Source organism: Paenibacillus sp. FSL R7-0179, assembly GCF_038002265.1.
GTDB lineage: Bacteria > Bacillota > Bacilli > Paenibacillales > Paenibacillaceae > Paenibacillus_AQ.
In genome coordinates this window covers 3,575,991-3,600,620 of record NZ_JBBOCC010000001.1, presented here as the reverse complement: position 1 = coordinate 3,600,620, position 24,630 = coordinate 3,575,991, and the positions used below count along the sequence as shown (strand labels likewise).

Genomic DNA, 24,630 nt, shown 5'->3' with positions numbered 1-24,630 from the left:
AGCACAGCTAACCACAACGATTCAACAGATCTTTAACTAACTGTTCCCTAATTTGTTTCCCCTCCCATTCACTGAACACATGAAATGCCAAATGTTACTCAAAAGTTACTCTTCCACGCCGCCCCACTCTCCTCCTCCCCCAAAGCTCTCCCCCGCCAATACTCCCCTCATAGTCAATCTGCCCAATTCAGGGGCACTAATGCTCCTCATTCTCTCCTTTTGCCCACTTACGCCGAATTCAGGTGCACTTCTGCACCTCATTCTCTCCTTTTGCCCACTTACGCCGAATTCAGGGGCACTTGTGCTCCTCATTCGCTCCCATTGCCCGCATACGCCGAATTCAGGTGCACTTCTGCTCCTCCAACCCCCTAACCATAAATAAGCGCCCCCCTGGCCTGAGCCAGGAGGAACGCTTGGAAGAGATCAGCTATTAATTTGCCACACATTGATTTTCACGCATTATTTGCCGCACATCGCCTACACACTTAGTCTGCCCCACACTTAGAGCAACAGCGAGTTTCAGCAAATTGCGAAACCGTCCAACACAAGGCCAACTACGAGCGACGCATATCTCCCGCAGCAGAAGCTCCTGCACCAGAGGCTGATGCAGCGGCAGCCGCACCGAGGCAGAGAATCGGATCGAACGCGCGGATGCCCAGCCGTTCTTCCAGCTCCGACGCCAGCCCGATGGTGGCGAAGCCGGTGCACGCCAGCACCAGGACTTCGGCGCCGCGCTCCACGAGCCGGGCGGCACCGGCCATCGCACCAGCCCGTCCGGCAGGCGTGCCCAGATCCAGCGTAGTTGTTACGCCGTCGGGGCGATCCATGCCGATGTAGGCATCGCCGAGAATGCTGCGGATGTGCGGCGGCACCTCTTCCAGAATCGTCAGCACGCCCACCCGGTTGCTGTACGCCATAGCCATATGAGCTGCGCAGGAGCCTGCTCCCAGCACAGGAACATTCACCACTGCCCTGGCTTCTGTCAAGGCCGGATCAGCAGCACAGCTGATGCCGATTGCCGTGCAACCCTGCTGCTCCAGCTCCTGGGCAAGCGTGATAATCTTCGGAATGGATTCCGCCTCTGTCTGCGCATCATACACACCCTGAGGCTGATCCGGGATACAGCGGCTTATCACCGGCAGACCGTACCGCCGCTCAATTAGAGCCCCATGTAACTGAATTGCAGAGTTCTCCTGCAATGTAATAACACGTATGATTCCAAGCATCCTGTCTCCTCCTGATCCGCTCTGATTTAGATGCTGCAAAAACATAACCAGCCACCCTATTTCAGCCGTAAACAGCAATAGCAACCGGAAATCCAAAGGTTCACTACAGTAGCGATTGCACCCCCCGTCCAAATCTGTGATGCAGCCTGCTTAATCTTGCGTTCAGCAGGTTCCATTCCGTTTACAGCAATTCCCCAGCCTGCATAATCAGCTTATCATCGATATACACATCCGGCTTCATGACTACAGCATCAATATGTACGCCAGCCGCTACAACTCCGCCGAACGTATTATTGCTGCCAAAAGCCACATGGATCGTCCCGTACACCTTCTCATCCTCCAGCACCACACCTGTGATCCGGGCCTTGTTGTTAGTCCCGATGCCGAATTCGCCGAGCAGCCTGCCATCGCCATTGCCAAGCATGTCCAGCAGCTTGACGCCATGCTCCCCGTCTGCATGGATCAGCCGTCCATCTTCCACTGTCAGAACCATCGGACCGTCCAAGGCACCGATCCCTGCAACTGAACCATCCACCTTAATCTGGCCGCTGGCTGTGCCTTCCAGTGGCGCAATATAAGCTTCACCGGAGGGCAGATTGCCTGATTCGCCCGGATTTAGATATAATCCGGTGCTGAGAATGCCCTCCCGGCCGTCAATAGAGAAACTAAGAACCAGACCTTCCTTCTCTACACGCACCCGGCTGCCCGCAGACAACAGCGCAGCAACCTGCTCGGTCAGTGCCTTCACCTGCCCGTAATCCGCAGTAATCGCCCCGTTGCTGAACATATCATCGGTGATCCCCGGCATGGTCGCTACCCGGGTTCCCGCTGCGGCTGCCTGCTTGCGCGCCGCTGTATGTGTCATCGAATGGGTCGTGATGCATACGGCTACATCCGCCTTGGCCATAGCTTCGGCAACCGGAGCCGGAGGCTCTTCTCCTGATCTGCTCCGCGGCTGCATGACCAGCAGCATCGATTCCGCTCCCAGCCGCTTGCCTGCCTCATAGACCGACTCAGCCAGATCACGCTTATCATCGTCGGCTACTACGGCCAGCAGTTCTCCGCTGGCAAGCCCTAGACAATCCTTAAGAACATTCATGCTAATTCCAATTCTTGCTTCACTCATCTTCATTTCCTCCCGAATCACACCATTTCTGCTACCAGCTTGCCCATCAGGGCATTGGACAGCAGGGCGGGCACTCCTGCGGAGGCCGCCCACTGTCTATGCTGCTCCACATATCCCATACAGTCAAGCACTATCACATCCGCATGATCCCGCAGACGCTCTGCTGCGGCACGAAAATCCGCTTCCGTCCCCGTATAAGGTGAAGCCGCTGTGAACGGCAGCCGTGCTCCGGCTCCTGCGAATTTCTCAATCATTGCGCCCTCCTGCTCGGGCAAAGGGCCAATCAATCCCAGACGGCGCCCGTCCAGCATCGCCTGCACGACCGGTGGAATAATCCGGTCCGGCTCAATCAGATGGGCAGCAGATGTATGCAGCCCCGGAAAAACTCCCGTGCAAGCCAGCAGGATCGTCCGAATCCCAGCAGCTTCCATAGCATCAATCTTCCCTTGCAGAACGGTCTGTATCCGCTCCCGGGAGATTACCGCAGCAGACCCGTCTGTCATACGGGTGGTCAGCACATACTCCCCCGGGGCTGGACTGTAATATTCCTTAACCTGTTCAGCCGTGAAGCCGTCCAAGACCCCGGATTGTACCAGTCCCGCCTTGCCTTCAAGATATTTCTCAATGATAGGCGCGACATCCTGCCTGGGCGCTTGCCCAATTGTAATCAGCCCGATATTCTTCATCCTTATCCCTCCAGACGCTATGGGTTACAGCAGCCACGCTGTGCTAACCTGTGCTAACAGAGCAGGCGCTGAAGAAAGCTCAGCGCCTGACTGTACATGTACATCTGTTATCCTGTTAGTGAGAGGTGACTGCAGGTTTACCAAGTGTCTGCAGCACGTTCATGGAGCCGTACAGCTCAGTGATTTTGGCAAACTCCGCTTTGTTGTAGAAAGAGCATGTCCCCTGTGTTACTTCCTTGGCCGTCTCGATGGCGAACCGCACCGCCTGGGCAATATCCACCTCATGACTGGCACCAGTACCGCAGCCCGGAACCATAGACTGGGCAGTAATCGCGAGGCCCACCACCGGAGCAGAGGTAGCCACCGCAGGCTGAAGAATGGAATTGATATGATACAGCCCGTTGCCGTAAGGGGTAATATCCTGAGTCGTCACCGGAAAAGTAACCGGATATTGCCCTGTCGTCATTTCCTTGATCCGCAGCAAATCTTCGCTGACCCGCAGAATATAGCCTTCTTTGACCGTCGGCGAGATGGCGATCCCTTTGTGGTTAACCACACGGTTGCCTTTGGTCGTATCAATCGATAGAACCGCTTCCATCTCCGGCAGCACTTCATGCTCATTCATCTGCAGAATATCCACAGGGGAATCCATGAAATCCACCGGCTCGTGCGGCAGGGTCGGAGCATCCGGGCAAATATGGGTAGTAACCAGCACATCCCCCAGCAGCACATCCCCTTTGGTCTGCATGTCTGCCAGCTTCAGCGCAGAAGCAATCGCCGCAACCGCACCGTCTGCATCTGAGACCAGGCCAATCCGGCTCGGGCGTGCCCCGATACCACCCAGTCTGCCGACAATACCGAACGTTGGGGCAGATCCGCCGCCAAACTTTCCTTCGCTGCCCGGGATCGTAATTTTGACGAATTCTGTGCTGCCCTTTTCCCCGTCCACCTTCTGAATCTCAACCTTAACCGCAGGATATTCTGCAAATAACTGCTTGACCTGCTTACCATTAACATAAGCGCTGTCCAGTGCGTTCAAGACTGTAATCGTTTGATGAAGTGCCATTCTAATTCCTCCCCGGATGCATGCTCATGTTTGTCATGTTTGCATTTATACTATCCCATCTTCCAAAATGTCCACAATGTACCGCCCTGCCAAACTGGAACAGCATTTCTTGTCCTTTGCAGATAAACCTTACGCGCGGAGTACACTCTTACAGCTTAATGCCATATAAATAAAGGTGAATTCTCCCAAGCAGCGAATTGTAACAGGGGAATGATGCATATTTTCAGACAGGAGGTGCTTCATAGGGTGAAGCCTGCACATCAGATTAACACGGACAAGCTGGCCCAAATCATCAGTGAAGAGGCTCGGCTGAGAGAGTTCTCAGGGGTCGCACAAGTGGCAGAACGGGAGCAAGTCCTTGCAGCCGCAGCTTTTGGATTAGCCAATATGGGGGACGTACGGCTCAATCAGATCCATACCCGGTTCGCCATCGCTTCCGGCAGCAAGCTATTTACCGCCATTGCCGTCTGTCAGCTCGCAGAGCAGGGACTATTTTCTTATGACGATAAAATACTGGACATCCTGCCGAAGCAGGAATTCCCATTGTTCGACCCAGTGGTCACGGTGCATCAGTTATTGACTCACAGCTCAGGCATACCGGATTATTTCGATGAAGAGGAGATGGAGGATTTCGCCGCACTGTGGAAGGTGACTCCGATGTACACACTGAGGCGGCCCGGAGATTTTCTCCCGCTGTTCGCCGGACTTCCTATGAAATTCGCCCCAGGCGGGCGTTTTCACTATAACAATGCAGGATATATCATGCTTGCTATGCTTGTAGAAGCCATAAGCGGACAGCCATTCACGGAATATGTAGAACAGCATATTTTTCGCGCTTGCGGGATGAAGGATTCCGGTTATTTCGCGCTTGATGCGCTTCCGGCACACACTGCTCAGGGATACATCGACAGCGCCAACGGGAAAAAGACCAGCAACATCTACTCCATTCCGGTCGTCGGGGGCGGGGACGGAGGGGCATTTGTTACGGCGGCGGATATGCATAAGCTGTGGAGCGGCTTACTTGAACACAAGCTGTTACGGGCTGAGACCACGGCTCTGTTGCTGACACCGCATTCGCAGGAGCGGAAAGACAGCTATTACGGTTATGGAGTGTGGATACAAGTCGGCCCCGGCGAAAAGGTGCTGAAGTACCATATCATGGGCTACGATCCCGGAATCAGCTTCCACTCCGCATACTATCCTGAACGCGGCCTAACGACTACTGCTCTCTGCAACAAGAGTAACGGGGCTTACACGATGATGTCTGCCATGGAGGGCTATCTGCCGGTGGGGTAGCGGTATGTTTCCGTTTAGCGGTTACGGGACATGATTCAACTGTCCTCAGATGCACTTAGAGCCTTAGCCCAATTTCTGGGCTAAGGCTCTTTACTTTTAATCTGCTGAATGGAGTAGATTAGGGTGTGAACGTAATAATATTCAGATTTCGATTGATAACTGTTACTGAGGTTATATTGGTATCCGTGGTAACAATTGCACGAACTTGGTAGGTTACAGAAGCTGTAGCCGGAGCTGTATCCACATAAGTGTCCGCAATAGGAAAACGTTGAGTTCCCGACGCATTTCCGCTACGGTTAAGGGTTCTTGTAGAGATCAACGTAGCACCGCGGTAAATGCGAAGCTCAGCAACAATTGACCAGTTGGAAGATGTAACAGCTTCCAATGATATAGCATAATCAATTTTCAGCAGCTGGGAGATGACTTCAGCCTGATTCACCGTAACGGCAACGACTTCTGTATTAAGTGGCGGATAGACCGATATCGAACCAGGTGAATTGGAAAATGCCAGAGTAGGCGCACCTGTGGCGCCTGTTGCTCCAGTTGTTCCTGTGACCCCGGTTGCTCCTGTTGTACCTGTGATCCCCGTTGCCCCGGTGGTTCCCGTAGTCCCCGTTGTACCTGTGACACCTGTTGTCCCGGTGGTTCCCGTCACTCCTGTTGCCCCGGTTGTCCCCGTTACCCCAGTTGCTCCCGTCACTCCGGTCACTCCTGTTGCTCCGGTTGTTCCCGTAACTCCAGTGACTCCTGTTGTTCCCGTTACACCAGTAGCTCCGGTCTCTCCCGTTGCTCCTGTAACTCCAGTTGCCCCCGTAGTCCCCGTTGTTCCTGTGACCCCTGTTGCCCCAGTGGCTCCCGTGGCTCCGGTTGCACCTGTTATTCCTGTCGTACCCGTAATCCCGGTCTCGCCTGTTACTCCCGTAACTCCTGTTCCCCCGGTTCCTCCCGTTATTCCTGTAACCCCGGTTGCACCGGTTCCTCCCGTTATTCCCGTCGTTCCTGTGACCCCTGTCGCCCCGGTTGTTCCCGTAGCTCCTGTCGCTCCTGTTGTCCCTGTCATACCCGTGATTCCGGTCTCGCCCGTTGCTCCCGTAACTCCAGTTGCCCCGGTGGCTCCCGTTGTTCCTGTTGTTCCCGTGGTCCCGGTCTCGCCCGTTGTTCCCGTAACTCCTGTTGCCCCAGTGGCTCCCGTATTCCCCGTTGTTCCTGTGATCCCTGTTGTCCCTGTCGTACCCGTAATCCCGGTCTCGCCTGTTACTCCCGTAACTCCTGTTCCTCCGGTTCCTCCCGTTATTCCTGTAACCCCGGTTGCACCGGTTCCTCCCGTTATTCCCGTCGTTCCTGTGACCCCTGTTGCCCCGGTCTCGCCTGTTACTCCCGTGACTCCAGTTACCCCGGTGGTTCCCGTAATCCCCGTTGCACCTGTGACCCCTGTCGCCCCGGTTGTTCCCGTAGCTCCTGTCGCTCCTGTTGTCCCTGTCATACCCGTGATTCCGGTCTCGCCCGTGGCTCCCGTAACTCCAGTTGCCCCGGTGGCTCCCGTTGTTCCTGTTGTTCCCGTGGTCCCTGTTGTCCCTGTCGTACCCGTGGTCCCAGTCTCGCCCGTGGCACCTGTGCCCCCTGTCGCCCCGGTTGTTCCCGTAGCTCCTGTCGCTCCTGTTGTCCCTGTCGTACCCGAGGTCCCAGTCTCGCCCGTTGTTCCCGTAACTCCTGTTGCCCCAGTGGCTCCCGTATTCCCCGTTGTTCCTGTGATCCCAGTTGTCCCTGTCGTACCCGTGGTCCCAGTCTCGCCCGTGGCACCTGTGTCCCCTGTCGCCCCGGTTGTTCCCGTAGCTCCTGTCGCTCCTGTTGTCCCTGTCATACCCGTGATTCCGGTCTCGCCCGTTGCTCCCGTAACTCCTGTTGCCCCGGTTGTTCCCGTAATCCCCGTTGCACCTGTGCCCCCTGTAGCACCCGTGGTCCCGTTCTCGCCCGTTGCTCCTGTTGCCCCAGTAGCTCCCGTATTCCCCGTTGTTCCTGTGACCCCTGTTGTCCCAGTTGACCCCGTGGCTCCCGTCGTACCCGTGGTCCCAGTCTCACCTGTTGCTCCCGTGACTCTAGTGATACCGGTTGCCCCTGTTGCACCCGTGGTACCCGTAACTCCAGTTAGCCCAATTAGCCCAGTGACTCCAGTCGCTCCGATTGTTCCCGTATTCCCCGTTGCTCCGGTTGCTCTCGTTACCCCGGTTACCCCGGTAGCTCCAGTTACTCCCGTAACTCCAGTTGCCCCGGTTCCTCCTGCTACACCCGTAACTCCAGTTACACCAGTCGCTCCCGTAGCCCCTGTAGCACCAACTGCTCCAGTTGAGCCTAATAATTCTGCAGAGACTAAACGATGAGGTGTGGTTAGCTGTCCTGAACTTCCTTTTCCCCATGCAGATATATCTGTATTGTCTACTGCTCCGCCAGTGACTGTAAATACAAACTCAAAGGAATTAAGATTACTATAATAATTCTTCGACAACACCGTACCCGGCAGAATCCATCCTGGCTCAAGACAAATAATGCTCTGGTTCCACTGAGATTGTACCCCTGAGTTAAGACTACAACGCTTTGAGTGGCACTTTCATTCACGATGATTACAGTTGTTGATACCGTGGGTCTTGAGCCGCTAACGGCATTATTCTCAATAGGCCCCGTATTCCATACCGCCATTATCCGCCCTCCTACTCTAGATACTAGCTGCTCAATTCCTCTAGAATCTATCTCTTCCTTTCTATATGAATCCGCTAATAAAATTGTACGTAGTCTATCATATTCATACCAATCTCAACTGCGTATGCTGTTGACCCCAATAATCAGTTGGTTAGCCGGATTGTTACAAAAATAAAACAAGCCGTACGCCAGCAATCTGCTGATTCGTACGGCTTGTTTATATTAATGCAGTTTTCCAGAGTGTACTCCGTTCCGGCTAGTAACGCGTTACCCCATCCTTGGTCACCAGCGCAAAAACCAGCGGCTGCGGCGGAACCGGCTGGGCGGAGATGCGATAAGCCTCAAGGACCTTGGCTTCGGCTTCCTGCACCTTGCTCTCGCTGGCATCGTTCACGTGCAGCACAGCCAGCGTATCGCCTGCGGCCACGGCGTCGCCGACCTTCAGCGAGAGCTGAATGCCGACCGCCAGATCGATCACGGACTCCTTCGTCTCGCGTCCGGCACCGAGCAGCATCGCGGCCACCCCAATCTCTTCAGCCTGGATGCTCTCCACATAGCCTGCGGCCGCAGCCTTGACTTCGATGAATCTGCGGGCAGCGGGCAAGGTGTCAGGAGAATCAATCTGCGAAGCATCGCCGCCCTGAGCCGACACCATCTGCTTGAACTTATTCAGCGCACTGCCGTCCTTGATATGGGACAGCAGCATGGAGCGTGCTTCTTCTTCATCCTTCGCCTTGCCGCCAAGTACGAGCATCTGGCTGCCCAGGATCAGGCAGACCTCCTGCAGATCCTTCGGCCCGTGGCCGTTCAAGGTCTCGATGCCCTCCTTGATCTCCAGAGCATTGCCGATGCCGAAGCCCAGCGGCTGATCCATGTCGCTGATGACCGCTACCGTGTTGCGGCCAAGGTGAGTGCCGATATCTACCATCGCCTGGGCGAGTGCAATGGAATCGTCAAGCGTCTTCATGAACGCCCCGCTGCCGGTCTTCACATCCAGCACGATGGCGTCCGCACCTGCGGCAATCTTCTTGCTCATAACGGAGCTGGCGATCAGCGGAATGGATTCCACTGTGGCCGTTACATCACGCAGAGCGTACAGCTTCTTGTCTGCCGGCGTGATGTTGCCGGATTGGCCGATCACAGCTGCGCCGATCTCGCCCACCTGGGCGAAAAACCGTTCCCGGTCCATCTCCACCGAGAAGCCTGTAATCGACTCCAGCTTATCCAGTGTGCCTCCGGTGTGGCCCAGGCCGCGCCCGGACATTTTGGCTACCGGAACTCCGGCCGCTGCGACCAGCGGTGCAAGCACAACCGTCGTCTTGTCGCCCACGCCTCCGGTAGAATGCTTGTCCACCTTGATGCCCGCAATCGGGCTAAGGTCCACCTGGTCGCCGGACATCGCCATCTCCAGGGTCAGGTCGCCGGTCTCCCGTGCGTTCATTCCGCGGAAATACACAGCCATTGCCCAAGCGGAAATCTGATAATCCGGGATCTCTCCCTTGCTGTAGCCCTGAATAAGGAACGCTATTTCTTCGCGGCTGAGTTCACCGCCGTCTCTTTTCTTCTGAATGAGATCAACAGCACGCATCAGACCTGCACCTCACGGACGAAGGCACGCACCAGTCCGATGAATTTAGGCTTGGTCAGGTTCGCCACTTTTACCACCTGCTCATGGGTGAGCGGCTCCAGCTCATCGCCGATAGCCATGTCTGTGATACAGGTAATGCCGAGCACGCGCAGCTTGCTGTGGCTGGCTACGATAACCTCCGGCACAGTGGACATGCCCACGGCATCGCCGCCGAGATAAGCCAGCATTTTCAGCTCAGCCGGGGTCTCATAAGTCGGGCCGCTGATGCCGGCATATACGCCTTCCTGCAGAACAAGCGCTTCACCGTCCACACCTGTAACTCCGCCTGCAAGCTTTTTCGCAAGCTGAATATATTCAGGGTCATAAGCACTGGACATATCAGGGAATCTTACGCCGAGCTCCGGATCATTTGGTCCGATCAGCGGATTGTCGCCGGTCATATTGAGGTGGTCGGTAATCAGCATCAGGTCGCCTGCCTTGAACGCTCTGTTCATTCCGCCGCCAGCGTTGGTAATGACAAGGGTGCCGATGCCCAGCTTAGCCATTACATAGACCGGAAGAACTACCTTGCGCATCTCATAACCTTCATAGTAGTGAAAACGGCCCTGCATAATCATAACATCCTTGCCTTCCAGCTTACCGATTACGAACCGTCCGGCATGACCTTCCACCGTTGAATGGGGGAAATGCGGAATTTCTTCATAAGGCAGGTAAACTGCATCTTCGATCTGATCGCCCAGATCGCCAAGCCCCGAACCCAGAATAAGACCGATTGCCGGTGTATACCCGCCGAATTTGGATTGAATATAAGCAGCGGCTTCCTTCACTTGAGTGCCGTATGGGACTGCTGTTGGTGTTGTCATAGGTTGATCCTCCCGGATATGAATTGTGTATAGAATAACGCTTAAGTGAAGCAGTACCTACATTTTGGGAATAAAAGCAAGCACAAGCTTCAGGAACTGCTCGCGCACACGCTCAGCGGTCTCCATCACCTCTGCATGATTCAGCGGCAGCGGCAGAATACCGGCGGCCATGTTGGTGATACAGGAAATGCCCAGCACTTCAATCCCGGCATGACGGGCAACGATGGTCTCGGATACGGTGGACATGCCTACGGCATCTGCTCCCTGGCGGCGCAGCATCACGATCTCGGCAGGCGTCTCATAGTTCGGTCCGAGCAGACCGGCGTATACGCCTTCCTTGAACTCGAAATTCAGGGCGGCGGCAGCTTCCTTGGCGGCTGCAATCAGACGCGGGCTGTAAGCCGAGGACATATCCGGGAACCGTACGCCCAGCGCATTGTCATTCGGTCCGCTCAGCGGATTACGTCCGGTCAGATTCAGATGATCCGTGATCAGCATGAGATCGCCTGGTGTGTATTCAGTGTTGACGCCACCGGCAGCGTTGGTGACCAGCAGGCTGGTTACGCCCAGCTCCTTCATCACCCGTACGGGGAAGGCTGTAACCTCCGGGCCGTAGCCTTCATACATGTGGAAGCGGCCCTTCATCATGACCACGCGGCGGCCTTCGATCATGCCGATCAGCAGCTCGCCTTCATGTCCTTCTACCGTGGACACCGGGAAATGGGGAATCTCATGATAAGGAATAACAACCTCATCTGTGATGAGATCCGCCAGAATGCCGAGGCCGGAGCCCAGAATCAGCCCGATTTCAGGGGCGACGGTGCATTTATCTTTGATATATACGGCTGCTTCTTGAATATGGTTAAGAGTCACACTGGTCATAGTTTGGTTTCCTCCAGAATTAGATTAGTTGAGCCAGGAAGCTTGTCCCGTACTGCGGAGCCTTCGCCCCGAAGTTATCGGCGATTGTGGCGGCCACATCCGAGAAGGTCTGGCGGATGCCGAGGCTGCCGGGAGTCTTGAATCTCGGGCTGTAGACCAGGAGCGGCACGTACTCGCGCGTGTGGTCCGTTCCGGCATGGATCGGGTCGTTCCCGTGATCTGCGGAGATGATCAGGAGATCATCCTCACCGAGCGTACTGAGCAGCTCAGGCAGCGCCTGATCGAATACCTCCAGCGCACGGCCGTAGCCTTCCGGATCACGGCGGTGGCCGTAGAGGGAATCGAAGTCCACCAAATTAGTGAACAGGAATCCGTCAAATGGCTTGCGCAGCTCGTCGATGGTAATCTGGATGCCGTGTTCATTGCTTTTGGTCGGGTAGGAAGCTGTCACTCCTTCGCCGGTAAAAATATCATTGATCTTGCCGACAGCAATCACATCCTTGCCGATATCCTCCAGAGCGTTCATCACCGTAGGCTCCGGCGGCTTCACCGCATAATCATGGCGGTTCGGCGTACGTACGAAGTTCCCCGGCTCGCCTACATAAGGGCGGGCGATCACGCGGCCTACGGAGAACTCGGGAGCCATCGTCAGCTCACGGGCGATTTTACAGGCGCTGTACAGCTCCTCCAGAGGGATAATATCTTCGTGCGCTGCAAGCTGGAACACGCTGTCCGCCGAGGTATAGACAATCCATGCCCCCGTCTTCATCTGCTCCTCACCGTATTCCACGAGAATCTCGGTGCCGGAAGCTGGCTTGTTGCCGATAACCTTGCGTCCGGTAGCCGCTTCGAATTTCTCGATCAGCTCCGCCGGGAAGCCGTCAAAGTAGGTGTTAAAAGGAACCTCGATCTTCAGCCCCATCAGTTCCCAGTGGCCGGTCATTGTGTCCTTGCCTACAGATACCTCCTGCATTTTACCGTAGTAGCCTGTAGGAGCCGTTACCGGTTCAAGCGGCGGCAGCGGCGCAATATTCGCCAGCCCGAGCTGCTGCAGATTCGGAAGCTTAAGACCCGGAACCCGCTGCAGAATATGTCCGAGCGTATGGGAGCCTGTATCTCCGAAATTAGCGGCATCCGGCGCTTCACCGATACCTACACTGTCCAGAACAATAAATCCGATGCGTTTAAATGAGGACATTGCCGTCTTCACTCCTTTTATAGTTTGCATAATTCTGCCCTGTGCGCTAAGCATGAAGAAACTCCGGGAGAACCTCTCCCGGGAGCGATTTCTTCAGTATGATTCCATCATAACTTTCTTACTCACAAAAAGCATCTTTTCGGCCCAATCCAAGTCCATCTGCCCGTTATTTCTAAGGTCCCTCATCCCTGTAGAGCGGGCTATTTCGCCCGGGGATGATGATTCTCGTAGACCTCCTTCATATTCTTGCGGGCAATTCCGCTGTAAATCTGAGTGGTCGATATATCGGAATGGCCCAGCATCTGCTGCACAGAACGCAGGTCCGCCCCTCCTTCCAGCAGATGCGCAGCGAAGGAGTGGCGCAGGGTATGCGGCGTGATGTCCTGCTCAATCTGAGCTTCACGCGCGTATTTTTTGATAATTTTCCAAAAGCCCTGACGGGTCAGCCGTCCGCCCAGACTGTTCAGGAACAGCGCAGGCTCGTCCTGATTGACGCGCAGCAGCTTGTCCCGCATCCCCGAGGTATAACGGGCAACGCAGTCCGCAGCAATCACGCCGATCGGGACTACACGCTCCTTACCGGAAGCGCCGCTGCAGCGAGCGAACCGCAAGGAGGTGTTCACATCGTCCACATTCAGTGAGATCAGCTCCGTCACACGGATACCCGTCGCATAGAGCAGCTCCAGCATAGCCTTATCGCGCATCCCCTGGGGAGCAGCTTCGTCCGGAGCCGCCAGCAGACGTTCGATCTCCTCAATGCTAAGAATCATCGGCGGCTTCTGGCTCGGCTTGATGGCTTCCATATCCAGCGTAGGATCTTGGACAATCAGCCGTTCCTTCAGCAAATAATGAAAATAAGCACGCAGCGATACCGTATTCCGGTTCACAGTGGCCGCTGCCTTCCCTGCTCCGCGCAGGGCGCCCAAATAAAGCATAATATGTGTTCTTCTAATCTCTTCCGCCGCGTCCAGGCCGCGCTCTTCCGCGAACTCCAGAAACTGCGATATATCCCGTCCATAGGATTCCAGCGTACTAGGAGACAATCCTTTGTCCCCGGACAAATACTGCATAAACGGCTGTAAGTATGACTTCATCAATTCACGCTCCTGTCAGACTCAGGCTGCTTCATGCAGCTTCACAGCGGATGGGGTCCAGCAGCCGGAACAGCGTTGTTCCATGACATGCTATAGATTGATTCGACATACTTCTCCCTTAATCCTGCAATCCGTGCCGTTACTCCCCGTACCAGTAAAATAGGCGCAGGCGATCCCCCGCACTTATCCCCTGTTCCCCATACTGGACATCCTGAAATGCCCGGACGGCGGTGCCTTCCGGAATCTCAGCATTGCGGGCCGGACTGATCCAAGCGCTAACCCAGCTCAAAACATAATACAGCACACAGCTTACCGCCACAAGCATCGTCATGAAATACAGCCGGCGCACCGTGCGGGGCAGAGAAATAATCATCCAGGCAGCCTCCTCAAAATGATACTAGCGTCTGCGTCAGCCTCCTGTATAACACGTATACAGTGCACATGCTCCCCTTCTGCTGCCTGCGTATGCGCGCGGCCGGACGGCGAGTAAAAGATAGCGGGCAAAAGGATGTGAGCAGAAGGAATGTGAGCAGAACTCGTCCTTCACTTTATGCGCCGGAGAGTAGTATTATGTATGTGGAGTAATATTCGGCTCCCTGGCCGCTCTCAATGAGACGGCTCTGCCGAGATCAGGTGTACTTTTACACCTTATTCCCCCTGTCTGGTACACGTTTGCCAAAATCAGGTGCACTAATGCTCTTCATTTCCCCATTTAGCCGACTTTGGCTGAATTCAGGTGCACTTATGCTCTTAATTACTCTCTTACAGCTACCAGTCCAGCCTATGTTCAGCCGAATCCAAAGGGATTTATCCCCTTCATTCCCTCATCCAGCCCACTTCCAGCGAATTCAAAGGGATTTATCCCCTTCATTCCCTCATCCAGCCCACTTCCAGCGAATTCAAAGGGATTTATCCCCTTCATTCCCTCATCAAGCCCACTTTCAGCAAAATCAAAGGGATTTTGGACTCCTGTCAAGAAAGTAGACAAAACCTACAACGTTTTTCGCTTAAATGTGGCTGCAAACTGAACCGGAGAAACGTACCCCAGTGCCCCATGGATTCGTTTACGGTTGTAGAAAAATTCAATGTACTGGAAAATGGCATCATACGCCTGTTGCTTCGTTTTAAATCGATTCCAGTACACCAACTCTTTTTTTAAGAGGCTGTGAAAAGATTCGATACAGGCGTTATCATAACAGTTTCCTTTGCGGCTCATGCTTGCGGTCATCTGGTACGTCTTTAGGCGTTCCCGGTAGTCTGCAGAGGCGTACTGGGAGCCTCGATCCGAATGGTGAATCAAGCCCTTTCCGGGGCGTTTGGCCTGGTAGGCAGCGTCCAGAGCGCCCTGTACGAGGTCAGTGGTCATCCGGTCGCTAAGCCGCCAGCCGACAATCTCCCGGGTACACAGGTCCAGCACGCTCGCCAAGTACATTCGTCCTTCCCGGCAGGGAATGTAGGTGATATCCGCTACCCACGTCTGGTTCGGCTTTTCCGTGTGAAATTGCTGGTTTAACAAGTTGGGGGCAATGGGTAGCGGATGGTTGGAGTCGGTGGTGCATACGCGAAATCTCTTTGCGACACAAGAGCGCAGCCCCAGTTCTTTCATGTACTTGCCTACCGTGCGTTCACTGACCTGGTGCCCTTCACGCACTAGGAGAACCTTGATTTTGGGGCTGCCATAGCGACCCTTAGAGTCGTGAAAATGATAGGCAATCCGCTTTAGCAACAAGGCTTTACGAGTGGCTTGAGGGCTGGGCTTCGCTGTTCTCCATTTGTAATACCCGCTCCGGGACACCTGAAAGACACTGCACATCTTCTCCACGCGGAACTCGGAGCGATGATCTTCAATAAACCGAAATCTCAGTTCTTTGGATTGCTGAAGATGTGCACGGCTTTTTTTAGGATGGCCATCTCCTCTGTCAGGTCTGCGAGTTCTTGCTCCCGCTCCTTCAGTTGACGTTCCAGCTCTCTGTATTTGTCTGGAGTAATGATGGGCTCATTCTCAAACTGCCGGTACTGACCTAGCCATTTATGCAACGTTTTGGCGGGGACATCCAGCTCCAGGGCCAATTCCGCCACCGTTTTCGTCTGCTCCTGGATGTACTTTACGGCCTGTCTTTTGTATTCTTCATTGTAGCTTCTCCGTGTTCCACTCATGCGGACACCTCCTCGTTAAACTCATTATCTCTATTCTCTTAACGGGTGTCCACGGTTAACACTAACAGCATTTATCCCCTTCATCCCCGCTGCAGCCCAATAACCTGCTCTCCAGGCATCAAAAAGCTCCCCTCCAGCCATTCAGCCGGGGAGAGCTTGCGCGGTCGTTCCTCAAAGATGAACCCAGAAATTTCGCAATGAAGCATTCATAAGTCCACATTCTATATAAGCTTATTCGGGAGTATCGCCCTCTGCCGGATTCTTCTCCTTGCAGCGGTAGCATATTCCGTGAAAATCAAGTCTATGATCAACCACCGTGAAGTTGTATTCCTGCTCCAGCCGCTCTTCCAGCGGTCCCAGCCAATCCTCACGAATCTCATCCATCGTTCCGCACTGCACACAAATCAGATGATGGTGATGATGCTTCGCCGTATCCGTACGCAGATCATAGCGGGCCACACCGTCTCCGAAATTGATCTTCTCCACGACATGAAGCTCGCTAAGCAGTTCCAGGGTACGATATACGGTGGCAAGACCGATCTCGGGCGCCTTTTCTTTCACAAGCATGAATACATCTTCCGCACTTAAATGATCATCCTCGTTCTCCAGGAGAACTCTTAAGGTCGCTTCCCGTTGAGGTGTAAGCTTGTATCCTTGGGATTGTAGTTGTTGCTTAATCTTGTCTATTCGGGCTTCCATTGTCTGCCTCCCCCTTGGAAAATTACCACACCGGGCTTCAAGCCACTTCTTCCATTATAGGGGGATTTCCTTTGAGAAGTCAAACGGTTTTAGCAGCTGGAGGGAGCTGACCCGCACGTTCACAAATACTCCATATTAGTAAAATATCCCACTCTCTCTCCGCAGCACCGGCGCCGCTTCCCTGCCCCTGTCTGCTTCTCACTTTCATCCGGCCGCCACCAGAAGCGGCGTCACCCAGCGCATCATCACCGGCGTCAGATAGGCCTCGAAACCCGAGATCCCCATCACCAGCAGCGCCATCCCCAGGGAGAGAAGTGTATACATCATGAACGGATGAGTAATTTGCGTGCGGCGCTGCTGTCCCAGCACACGGCTGCGGATCATCAGCAGGGAGAACCCGAGGGCAGCCGCGCTGCACACCAGCAGCACCGGAATCAGCACCAGATTATGCGGAGCGACGGAGACCAGGGCGAACAGCATGCCGTGCCAGGAATATTGGCTGACCAGTGTACCGACGGTGAAGCCGATCAGCACGCCTTTGAGGAAATCCAGAATCAGAATGCCCGGGAGCCCGATTACAGACAAGCCAAGCACCCAGATCAGGCCGACCCACTTCAGATGAAAAGCGGCGATGCTCCAGTATGAATCCTGCGCGTCAGGCAGTCCCTGCTGATCGACCGTCACGAAGAAGTTGCTTAAGTAATCGCCCAGCTCCTGCTGCTGATCCAGCGTAAGCGCAGTGACGATAAGCGCCCCGAATACCACCCCGACCAGAAATAATACCGCGACAAAAATATAAAGAGGCGTCTGTTCCTTCACCATCAGCTTTAGACTGCGCACCCTGACATTCCCCTTTCCGGTCACATGTTACACCATATGAGGGAATGTCCTGAACTATGACTTGTCCTTAGCTCTTGACCACCTTGCCGTAGGTCCCGCCGCCTCCCGAGGAGAGGACGAGCTGCCCGCTGCGGGCCAGCACGATCAGCCCCGCCAGCTCTGCTCCCGCTACAGCGGCAAGCTCGGCTTCCGCAGCACGGTGCAGAATATTCATCTCTGTGCCAAAAGCCTCCAGCAGCAGGTTCAGCTTACGCTTGCCAAGGCCGGGAATGAACTCCAGCGGTACCTGGTAGTGATACGGGGGCCGGTAATCCGGAACCTGCGGCTGCGAACGGTCGGCAATGTGCAGAATCCGGTCCAGTACACCCTGGACCAGCTTCGGACTGCCGCAATACGGGCAGCGCTCCGAGGTGCTGTAGGCTTCGTCAATGATGCTGCCGCAGCCGCTGCAGTAGGTCCGGTGATATTTGCCCAGCCGGGGATTCAGCCCGAAGTTGGCGCTGACCCTGCGTCCTTCCGAGCGCTGGAGCGCAAGCTCCAGCTCCTCGAAGGAGGGCTCCTGCATCTCGATGACATTGTACTCGCGGCCGATTTTGCCAAGGGAATGGGCATCGGAATTGGTCAGGAAGCTGTAACGGTCAAGCTCCGAGATATACCCCGCCATCTCTGAATCCGCACTGAGCCCCAGCTCCACCGCCGCGATGCGGTCCAGATCGAATAACTCAGACATCCGCTCGGCCGCACAGCCATAGAGTCCCTTGTGGGGCGTGAAAATATGGGCCGGGATCAGCAGCCCGCCCCGCCCGGTAATCTCGTCCTGAAGCACCCTGGAAGGGGCGTACAGACGCTGGGAGCTGAGATTCACATTACGCATATGGGCGCTCATCCAGGTGCTGAAATCCTCCATCGTCCCGAGGTCCGGCATGAAGGCCAGGACATGGCACTCTTTTCGCCCGGGCTCACGGATCTCAATCTCGGTTCCCAGCAGGATCGTCGTCCCCCGGTAAGCAATTCCGCCGCCTGCGGCTATCGTCATCTCACCGGAATCCAGCGCCGCAGCAATATCCCGCAACACGCCAGGAGAGTGGCTGTCGATAATGCCGATCAGGCCAATCCCCTTGCGTTCCGCTGCCTCCCTGGCAATCCCGGCGAAGGTCAGATCACGGCTGCCGCTGATTTTGACCGCCTGGCCCTCCGAAGTCCGTCCGATATGCACATGCAGATCACAGTAGACGCTGCTGAGCTCCGCCGCTAGTGCCATTGGCCTGTCAGCGTATAGAGATGCCAGGCATAGACCGCCATCATCGTCTTGGCATCGGCAATACGTCCGTCTGCAATATACTGGTAGGCTTCCTCCAGCGTCAGCTCGGAGACCTCCAGGAACTCATCCTCATCCAGCGCCATCTCACCCGGTTGGGCATCCTCGGTCACATAGAGGTGAATAATCTCGTCGGCGAAGCCGGGAGAGGTATAGAACGACTTCAGCAGCGTAAGCCCCCCGCTATGAAATCCGGTCTCCTCCTGAAGCTCACGGCCCGCAGCCGCCAGCGGATCTTCACCCGGGTCCAGCTTCCCTGCCGGAATCTCCACCTCGGTACGGTGCATCGGCTGACGGTACTGCTCCACGACCAGCATTTTACCTTGATTCAAGGCCAGCACGGCTACAGCTCCAGGGTGCTTCACAACCTCACGGGTTGCAGTGTTGCCATCCGGCAGTCTCACAGTATCCACCTGAAGCGAAATAATGTGGCCTGCAAAAATCGGCTTCGTCGACAATGTTTCTTCATCCAATGCGGGGTTGCGGTTTATTTCATCTTTTTTCATAGATTAGTGGTCTCCTTTGGCATCGTTATGCATAGGGTGTATTATAGCAAACTTAAGCAGAAAGAAGGAATGCAGGCATGAAAGACATCCTTGTCCAAGCAAGCTCATCCGCAGTAACAATGGTAGGTAAACCGGAACAGATTATGGCCGTAATGGCCGGGTGGATGAAGCAATACGGGCGCGATATGCCCCTCTCTTACATCCTGCTGCTCCAGGCAGATTCGCGGATCAAAGCTTCCAAGGCTGGATAATGCCGCTTCGTTCTTCCGGTCAGCGTCTATGATATTCCAGGGTATAAGAAGGAGCTGTCTCCCGGATCCCGGAAGCAGCTCCTTTAATGTTATTTTTAAGCGGCAGCAGACCGCCTGAGCACAAGCTTTGCCCTGTCCGGGTCCCTGCATAGCCTCTTATCAGCTTAGCCCTTCTGGCTCTCGGCCACAATGGCAACTACCAGACTGGCCACCTTGACGATGTCTGCGGCCTTGATCCGCTCCTTCGTGGTATGGATATCCTCGTAGCCAACTGCCAGGTTCACAACCGGAACGTTCAGGCCATTGAACACATTGGCATCACTGCCGCCGCCGGAGGCGAACAGGCGGGGTGTCAGGCCCTCCGAAGTGACCGCACGGGCCGCCAGTTGAACGACCGGATCACCCGCACCAAAGCTGAATGCCGGATAAATAGTCTCGCTGCGGAATTCACTCTGCGCCCCGTGTTCGCGTGCAGTAGTCTCCAGTGCCTCCCGCATGGAGGCCACCTGAAGGTCTACCTTCTCCTGCACAATACTGCGGGCTTCCGCATCCAGCTGCACATGGTCACAGACCACATTCGTTGGACCGCCGCCGGCGAACTTGCCGATATTCGCTGTAGTTTCGTTGTCGATCCGTCCCAGCTTCATCGCCGAAATGGCTTTGCTCGCTACCTGGATGGCGCTGATGCCGTCCTCCGGGTTCACGCCGGCATGTGCGGATTTGCCGAAGATCTGCATGGAGATCCGGGCCACGCCCGGTGCCGCAGTAGCAATGGCTCCCACCTCTCCGTTGGAATCCAGCGCAAAGCCCATATCTGCATCCAGCTGCGCCGGGTCCATGGCGCGTGCGCCCATCAGCCCCGACTCTTCGCCTGCCGTAATGACGAACTGAATCTGGCCGTGCGGCAGCTTCTGCTCCTGAATCACCCGGATCGCTTCGAACAGGGCAGCTAGTCCCGCTTTGTCATCCGCTCCGAGAATGGTGCTGCCATCGCTTCGGATCCAACCGTCTTCCCCAAGGGTTGGCTTGATCTTCTGGCCGGGCACCACGGTATCCATATGGCAGGTGAACAGCAGCTTCGGCGCGCTCACTCCGCTGTCCGCAGGCCAGGTCACGAACAGGTTGCCGGCTCCGTGTCCCGTTCTCTCCTGCGAATCATCTTCCACCGCGCTCAGCCCCAGGCTGCTGAATTTCTCCTTAAGCACATCGGCAATCTGCCGTTCATTCCGGGTCTCACTGTCAATCTGGACAAGCTCCATGAATTCATGGATCAATCGGTCTTCTGATATCATATGGACTTCCCTCTCTTTCTCAGATACGTTACAATGGTTGTACTGCGTTCAATTGTGGGCTTATGCTCATAACTTACACTAATCCCAAAGGAGTCACTCATGCAACGACAAAAATGGTTCCGCATTATCATCTACATCATGCTGTTCGCTATGATCGCCTCTACGGTGCTGTTCGTCATCGAACCGTTTATGGCCGGTTAATCAAGCTTAGCGCTTAAGTAACAGCGTCCGGGTTCCCCGGGCGCTGTTTGGCTATAGGGAAACTGCTCCAGGAAGTAAGGCACCAGCTCTTCAGCAACCGTCCCGATGTCAAAAGCCCGCCCTGTGCATTCCTCAAGCGAAGTCACTCCGTATTCCGCAATACCGCAGGGGATAATGCCGGTGAAGCCGCTTTGTCCGATCCCGGCCGATACGTTGAAGGCGAAGCCATGGCTGGTGACAAAACCCCGGCGGAATTTACACTTGTTGAACTTGACGCCGATTGCACAGATTTTCTCATCTCCGACCCACACCCCGGTATACCCCTGCTTGCGGGCTCCCGTAATTCCATAGGCCTCCAAGTAAGCAATAATCACCGACTCCAGCCTGCGCAGATAGCCGTGCAGATCAACCTTGCCGTGCTCGCCCAGCTTCAAAAGCGGGTACCCGACCAGCTGGCCGGGCCCGTGATATGTAATATCTCCCCCGCGGTCAATCTCAAACAGCGCAATGCCCTGCTGCCTGAGCTGTTCCCTGCTGAGGAGCAGATGCTCCGGATGATTCTGAGAACCGATGGTATACGTGGGTGGATGCTGCAGCAGAATCAGCTGCTCGGAAGCCGTGCCAGCGTCAATTTCATGCACTGCTTCCTTTTGCAGCTCCCAGGCCGCTCCGTACTCCATCAGCGGAAGAATGGTAACTGTAAGTTTGCTTAGGTTCTGGTTCTCCATGATCGTAAGTTCCCCTTTGCTTCTCATTCTCCCTGTCCCAGGGGTCCGCAGCCGCCTTACTTAGTAGAGCTTCGTCTCCGGGGTGTAGCCTTCCACATTATCCTTCACGCGCTGCAGGAAGCGTCCGCTGATGACTCCGTCCAGAATCCGGTGATCCAGCGACAGGCAGATATTTGCCATCGAGCGTACGGCAATCATATCATTGATGACGACAGGCTTTTTGACAATGGATTCAAAAGTGAGAATCGCAGCCTGCGGATAGTTGATAATCGGATAAGACAGAATCGAGCCGAACGAGCCGGTGTTGTTCACCGTGAACGTGCCGCCCTGCATATCATCCAGGCGCAGCTTGCCCTCCCGTGTCTTCAGCGCCAGTTCGTCGATCTCCCGGGCCAGCCCGGCGACATTCTTCTGATCGGCCTTCTTGATGACCGGCGTCATGACGGAATCCTCTGTGCCTACGGCCAGCGAGATGTTGATGTCGCGTTTGACGATGATTTTGTCAACGGCCCAGACCGAGTTCATGATCGGGTAATCCTTGATCGCACTGACCACCGCCTTCATCAGAAAAGCGAGATAGGTCAGGTTAATGCCCTCTTTACGCTTGAATTCATCCTTCAGCTTGTTGCGCAGCACCACCAGATTGGTCACATCGACCTCGATCATCGTCCAGGCATGCGGGATCTCCGAGACACTCTGGCGCATTCTGGTGGCAATCGTATTACGGATCGGCGTAACGTCGATCAGGTACTCCGAGCTGCTGCCCCGTCCGCCTTCGATCTCAATCGTCGGAATCTTCGGCGATTCGCTGAGGTGCAGGCCGGAGTTGCGGACCGGCTGCAGCTCTTCCCGCAGGTCCGGCTGGGCAACCTGGACGGGCGGTGCCAGAGGTGCGGCTGCCGGAGCGGGCGCAGCCGCCGGTGCTGAAGCAGCAGGCTGCGCTGCTGCGCCGCTCTCAAGGAACGTGAGCACATCCTTGCGTGTGATGCGTCCGCCCAGGCCGGTGCCCGGCACGGCCGCCAGGTTGATGCCGTGCTCGGCGGCCAGCGACTGCACAGCCGGAGAGTAACGGGCGCGCATTGGCGCTGCGGCGTCATACGCAGCAGCGGGCACGGGCGGCCGCGCGGCGGCGTGAGCCGCCTGCGGGGCGGTGCCGGATGCCGCAGCCGGGGCAGCGGCAGGGGCTGGGGCGTCACCGGAAGCTGCCGGTGACGGGGCCGCTGTGGCTGGCGCGGCGGAGCCGGCCACAGCGATGCGGGCGATGATCTCGCCGACGCTGACCGTCTGGCCCTCCTCGGCCAGCAGCTCGGCCATGGTGCCGTCTACCGTTGCAGGCAGCTCCGCGTTCACCTTATCCGTGATCAGCTCGCAGATCGGCTCATATTGCTCTATTGAATCGCCCGGCTGCTTCAGCCATTTCCCGATGGTCGCCGATACCAGCGATTCAGCCAGCTGCGGCATAATTACATCCGTCAGCGTTGTATTGTCAGACATAATGTCACTCCTTAAAGTTTTGTAAGCATAAGCTTCCTGATAGACTCCGTACAAAAGTGGCTTCGGAAGCATACGCTTAGTTTTGTAAGCGTGGATTTCTCGAATTTGCTTCGTACACAACTGGCTTCGGAAGCATAGGCTTAAAGTGTTCTAAACGGAATTTTCCGTTTTCTTCTCCCAGGTGGCCAGTCAGCCACGAAATCCTGCACTTCATGCAACATTCGCCCATACCAATCTGCCCAAACTCAAAAATGTTGCACAAAAAGCAGCAATTCTCTTCATTCAGGCGGCTAAGCGGACAATTTGTTGCATTTCCTGCAGCATTCTGCCAAATCCACTGTCTATTTCATATCCAAGTTGCACATTCTGCAACATTATCGCTCAATGTTGACACAGGCAGTTTCAACTTACTCATCCCGCCTGTTCCACTTATATATTAATACTCCGCCAGACGCAGCATCTCAGCCTTAACCTTATCCTTGCTGAGCAGGAAGAATTTTTCCATCGGCGGTGAGATCGGCATCGCCGGAACATCGGGTCCGCACAGGCGGAAGATTGGGGCATCGAGGTCGAAGAGACAATGCTCGGCGATAATCGCCGCCACTTCAGCGCCGATACCTCCGGTCTTGTTGTCCTCATGGACAATCAGCACCTTGCCGGTCTGACGTACCGCAGCGATGATCGCCTCACGGTCCAGCGGCTGCAGGGTGCGCAGATCGAGGATATGTGCGGTAACGCCATGCTCCTTCTCCAGCTCCTCCGCTGCCTGCATCGCAAAATGCAGCGGCAGGCTATACCCGATCACCGTAATATCGCTGCCTTCACGCAGCAGATTCGCTTCACCAATCGGCACGGTGTAGTCGCCTTCCGGCACATCGCCCTTGATCAGCTTGTAGCATTTCTTGTTCTCGAAGAACAGCACCGGATCTGGATCACGGACAGCCGCCTTGAGCAGTCCCTTCGCATCTGCAGCCGAATAAGGGGCCACAATCTTAAGTCCCGGCGTGCCGAAGAAGATCGACTCCGGGCACTGCGAATGGTACAGCCCGCCGAAGATGCCGCCGCCGATCGGCGCGCGGATAACAACCGGACAGTTCCAGTCATTATTGGAACGGTAGCGGATTTTGGCTGCTTCGCTGATAATCTGGTTCGTTGCGGGCAGCATGAAATCCGAGTACTGCATCTCGGCAATCGGCTTCATACCGTACATCGCAGCACCGATAGCCACCCCTGCAATGGCAGATTCCGCAAGCGGTGTGTCCAGCACCCGTTCTGCGCCGAACTGCTCCTGCAAGCCTTTGGTCGTTGTGAAGACGCCTCCCTTCACGCCGACATCCTCACCAAGCACGAACACCGACTCGTCACGTTCCATCTCTTCCTTCATCGCCAGCCGGATTGCATCGATATATTCCATCATCGCCATGG

At 55.4% G+C, this 24,630-nt stretch carries 25 protein-coding genes; 3 read left to right on the top strand and 22 right to left on the bottom strand.

The genetic code is table 11. From position 1 onward, the window contains the following. Positions 1-554 precede the first annotated feature (554 nt). From MKX63_RS15785 to MKX63_RS15770, 4 genes are all read right to left on the bottom strand, one after another. Entirely contained in the window at positions 555-1,226 is a 672-nt protein-coding gene (locus MKX63_RS15785; RefSeq protein ID WP_341018200.1) for an aspartate/glutamate racemase family protein, read from the bottom strand. 181 nt (positions 1,227-1,407) lie between these two features. Continuing rightward, positions 1,408-2,352, bottom strand: a complete 945-nt coding sequence (locus MKX63_RS15780) for an aminopeptidase (RefSeq protein ID WP_341018199.1) — start codon at positions 2,350-2,352, stop codon at positions 1,408-1,410. A 17-nt stretch (positions 2,353-2,369) separates the two neighbouring features. Then, entirely contained in the window at positions 2,370-3,038 is a 669-nt protein-coding gene (locus MKX63_RS15775) for an AroM family protein (protein WP_341018198.1), read from the bottom strand. 115 nt (positions 3,039-3,153) lie between these two features. Further along, positions 3,154-4,104, bottom strand: a complete 951-nt coding sequence (locus tag MKX63_RS15770) for a DUF1177 domain-containing protein (RefSeq protein WP_341018197.1) — start codon at positions 4,102-4,104, stop codon at positions 3,154-3,156. Between the two features lie 246 nt (positions 4,105-4,350). On the opposite strand from MKX63_RS15770, the gene MKX63_RS15765 reads away from it, so the two are divergent. Next, entirely contained in the window at positions 4,351-5,400 is a 1,050-nt protein-coding gene (locus tag MKX63_RS15765; RefSeq protein WP_341018196.1) for a serine hydrolase domain-containing protein, read from the top strand. A gap of 118 nt (positions 5,401-5,518) precedes the next feature. Here MKX63_RS15765 and MKX63_RS15760 read toward each other — a convergent pair whose 3' ends face one another. From MKX63_RS15760 to MKX63_RS15695, 14 genes are all read right to left on the bottom strand, one after another. Continuing rightward, entirely contained in the window at positions 5,519-7,903 is a 2,385-nt protein-coding gene (locus MKX63_RS15760; protein WP_341018194.1) for a hypothetical protein, read from the bottom strand. 447 nt (positions 7,904-8,350) lie between these two features. After that, on the bottom strand, positions 8,351-9,682 hold the full coding sequence (locus MKX63_RS15755) for a pyrimidine-nucleoside phosphorylase (RefSeq protein ID WP_341018193.1): 1,332 nt from the start codon (positions 9,680-9,682) through the stop codon (positions 8,351-8,353). Continuing rightward, entirely contained in the window at positions 9,682-10,545 is an 864-nt protein-coding gene (locus MKX63_RS15750) for a purine-nucleoside phosphorylase (RefSeq protein WP_341018191.1), read from the bottom strand. The genes MKX63_RS15755 and MKX63_RS15750 overlap by 1 nt, the downstream gene beginning before the upstream one ends. Positions 10,546-10,602: 57 nt before the next feature. Continuing rightward, the gene (locus MKX63_RS15745) at positions 10,603-11,427 is read right to left on the bottom strand and encodes a purine-nucleoside phosphorylase (RefSeq protein ID WP_341018190.1); all 825 of its coding nucleotides are present in this window, start codon (positions 11,425-11,427) and stop codon (positions 10,603-10,605) included. 19 nt (positions 11,428-11,446) lie between these two features. Beyond that, on the bottom strand, positions 11,447-12,625 hold the full coding sequence (deoB, locus tag MKX63_RS15740) for a phosphopentomutase (protein WP_341018189.1): 1,179 nt from the start codon (positions 12,623-12,625) through the stop codon (positions 11,447-11,449). A 200-nt stretch (positions 12,626-12,825) separates the two neighbouring features. Continuing rightward, positions 12,826-13,719 carry a site-specific tyrosine recombinase XerD gene (gene xerD, locus MKX63_RS15735; protein WP_341018187.1) on the bottom strand — a complete coding sequence of 298 codons (894 nt, stop codon included), beginning with the start codon at positions 13,717-13,719 and terminating at the stop codon, positions 12,826-12,828. Between the two features lie 139 nt (positions 13,720-13,858). Next, positions 13,859-14,092 (bottom strand): DUF4227 family protein, encoded by a 234-nt coding sequence (locus MKX63_RS15730; RefSeq protein ID WP_341018185.1) that lies wholly within the window; start codon positions 14,090-14,092, stop codon positions 13,859-13,861. 414 nt (positions 14,093-14,506) lie between these two features. Continuing rightward, the gene (locus MKX63_RS15725; RefSeq protein ID WP_341018184.1) at positions 14,507-14,695 is read right to left on the bottom strand and encodes a hypothetical protein; all 189 of its coding nucleotides are present in this window, start codon (positions 14,693-14,695) and stop codon (positions 14,507-14,509) included. Between the two features lie 15 nt (positions 14,696-14,710). Then, positions 14,711-15,568: an IS3 family transposase gene (locus MKX63_RS15720; protein ID WP_341018673.1), complete on the bottom strand. Its 858-nt coding sequence runs from the start codon at positions 15,566-15,568 to the stop codon at positions 14,711-14,713. Positions 15,569-15,579: 11 nt separating this feature from the next. Next, positions 15,580-15,876, bottom strand: a complete 297-nt coding sequence (locus tag MKX63_RS15715) for a transposase (RefSeq protein ID WP_341016938.1) — start codon at positions 15,874-15,876, stop codon at positions 15,580-15,582. A gap of 231 nt (positions 15,877-16,107) precedes the next feature. Next, the gene (gene fur, locus MKX63_RS15710; protein WP_341018183.1) at positions 16,108-16,575 is read right to left on the bottom strand and encodes a ferric iron uptake transcriptional regulator; all 468 of its coding nucleotides are present in this window, start codon (positions 16,573-16,575) and stop codon (positions 16,108-16,110) included. Between the two features lie 204 nt (positions 16,576-16,779). Further along, on the bottom strand, positions 16,780-17,415 hold the full coding sequence (gene spoIIM / locus MKX63_RS15705; protein ID WP_341018182.1) for a stage II sporulation protein M: 636 nt from the start codon (positions 17,413-17,415) through the stop codon (positions 16,780-16,782). A gap of 67 nt (positions 17,416-17,482) precedes the next feature. Then, on the bottom strand, positions 17,483-18,676 hold the full coding sequence (locus MKX63_RS15700) for an endonuclease Q family protein (protein WP_341018180.1): 1,194 nt from the start codon (positions 18,674-18,676) through the stop codon (positions 17,483-17,485). Then, the gene (locus tag MKX63_RS15695) at positions 18,667-19,239 is read right to left on the bottom strand and encodes an NUDIX hydrolase (protein WP_341018178.1); all 573 of its coding nucleotides are present in this window, start codon (positions 19,237-19,239) and stop codon (positions 18,667-18,669) included. Before MKX63_RS15695 ends, MKX63_RS15700 begins: the two co-directional genes overlap by 10 nt. Positions 19,240-19,316: 77 nt before the next feature. Between MKX63_RS15695 and MKX63_RS15690 the strand changes: the two genes are divergently transcribed. Next, positions 19,317-19,490 (top strand): hypothetical protein, encoded by a 174-nt coding sequence (locus tag MKX63_RS15690; protein ID WP_341018176.1) that lies wholly within the window; start codon positions 19,317-19,319, stop codon positions 19,488-19,490. 164 nt (positions 19,491-19,654) lie between these two features. Here MKX63_RS15690 and MKX63_RS15685 read toward each other — a convergent pair whose 3' ends face one another. Next, positions 19,655-20,782 carry a M20/M25/M40 family metallo-hydrolase gene (locus MKX63_RS15685; protein WP_341018175.1) on the bottom strand — a complete coding sequence of 376 codons (1,128 nt, stop codon included), beginning with the start codon at positions 20,780-20,782 and terminating at the stop codon, positions 19,655-19,657. Between the two features lie 99 nt (positions 20,783-20,881). Between MKX63_RS15685 and prli42 the strand changes: the two genes are divergently transcribed. Then, positions 20,882-20,983: a stressosome-associated protein Prli42 gene (prli42, locus tag MKX63_RS15680; protein WP_155991680.1), complete on the top strand. Its 102-nt coding sequence runs from the start codon at positions 20,882-20,884 to the stop codon at positions 20,981-20,983. Here prli42 and lipB read toward each other — a convergent pair. The 3 genes from lipB to MKX63_RS15665 form a co-directional block, all read right to left on the bottom strand. Continuing rightward, the gene (lipB, locus tag MKX63_RS15675; RefSeq protein ID WP_445323504.1) at positions 20,980-21,738 is read right to left on the bottom strand and encodes a lipoyl(octanoyl) transferase LipB; all 759 of its coding nucleotides are present in this window, start codon (positions 21,736-21,738) and stop codon (positions 20,980-20,982) included. The genes prli42 and lipB overlap by 4 nt on opposite strands. Before the next feature lie 33 nt (positions 21,739-21,771). Continuing rightward, positions 21,772-23,205, bottom strand: a complete 1,434-nt coding sequence (locus MKX63_RS15670) for a dihydrolipoamide acetyltransferase family protein (protein ID WP_341018173.1) — start codon at positions 23,203-23,205, stop codon at positions 21,772-21,774. Between the two features lie 436 nt (positions 23,206-23,641). Continuing rightward, positions 23,642-24,628 carry an alpha-ketoacid dehydrogenase subunit beta gene (locus tag MKX63_RS15665; protein WP_341018171.1) on the bottom strand — a complete coding sequence of 329 codons (987 nt, stop codon included), beginning with the start codon at positions 24,626-24,628 and terminating at the stop codon, positions 23,642-23,644. Positions 24,629-24,630 lie beyond the last annotated feature (2 nt).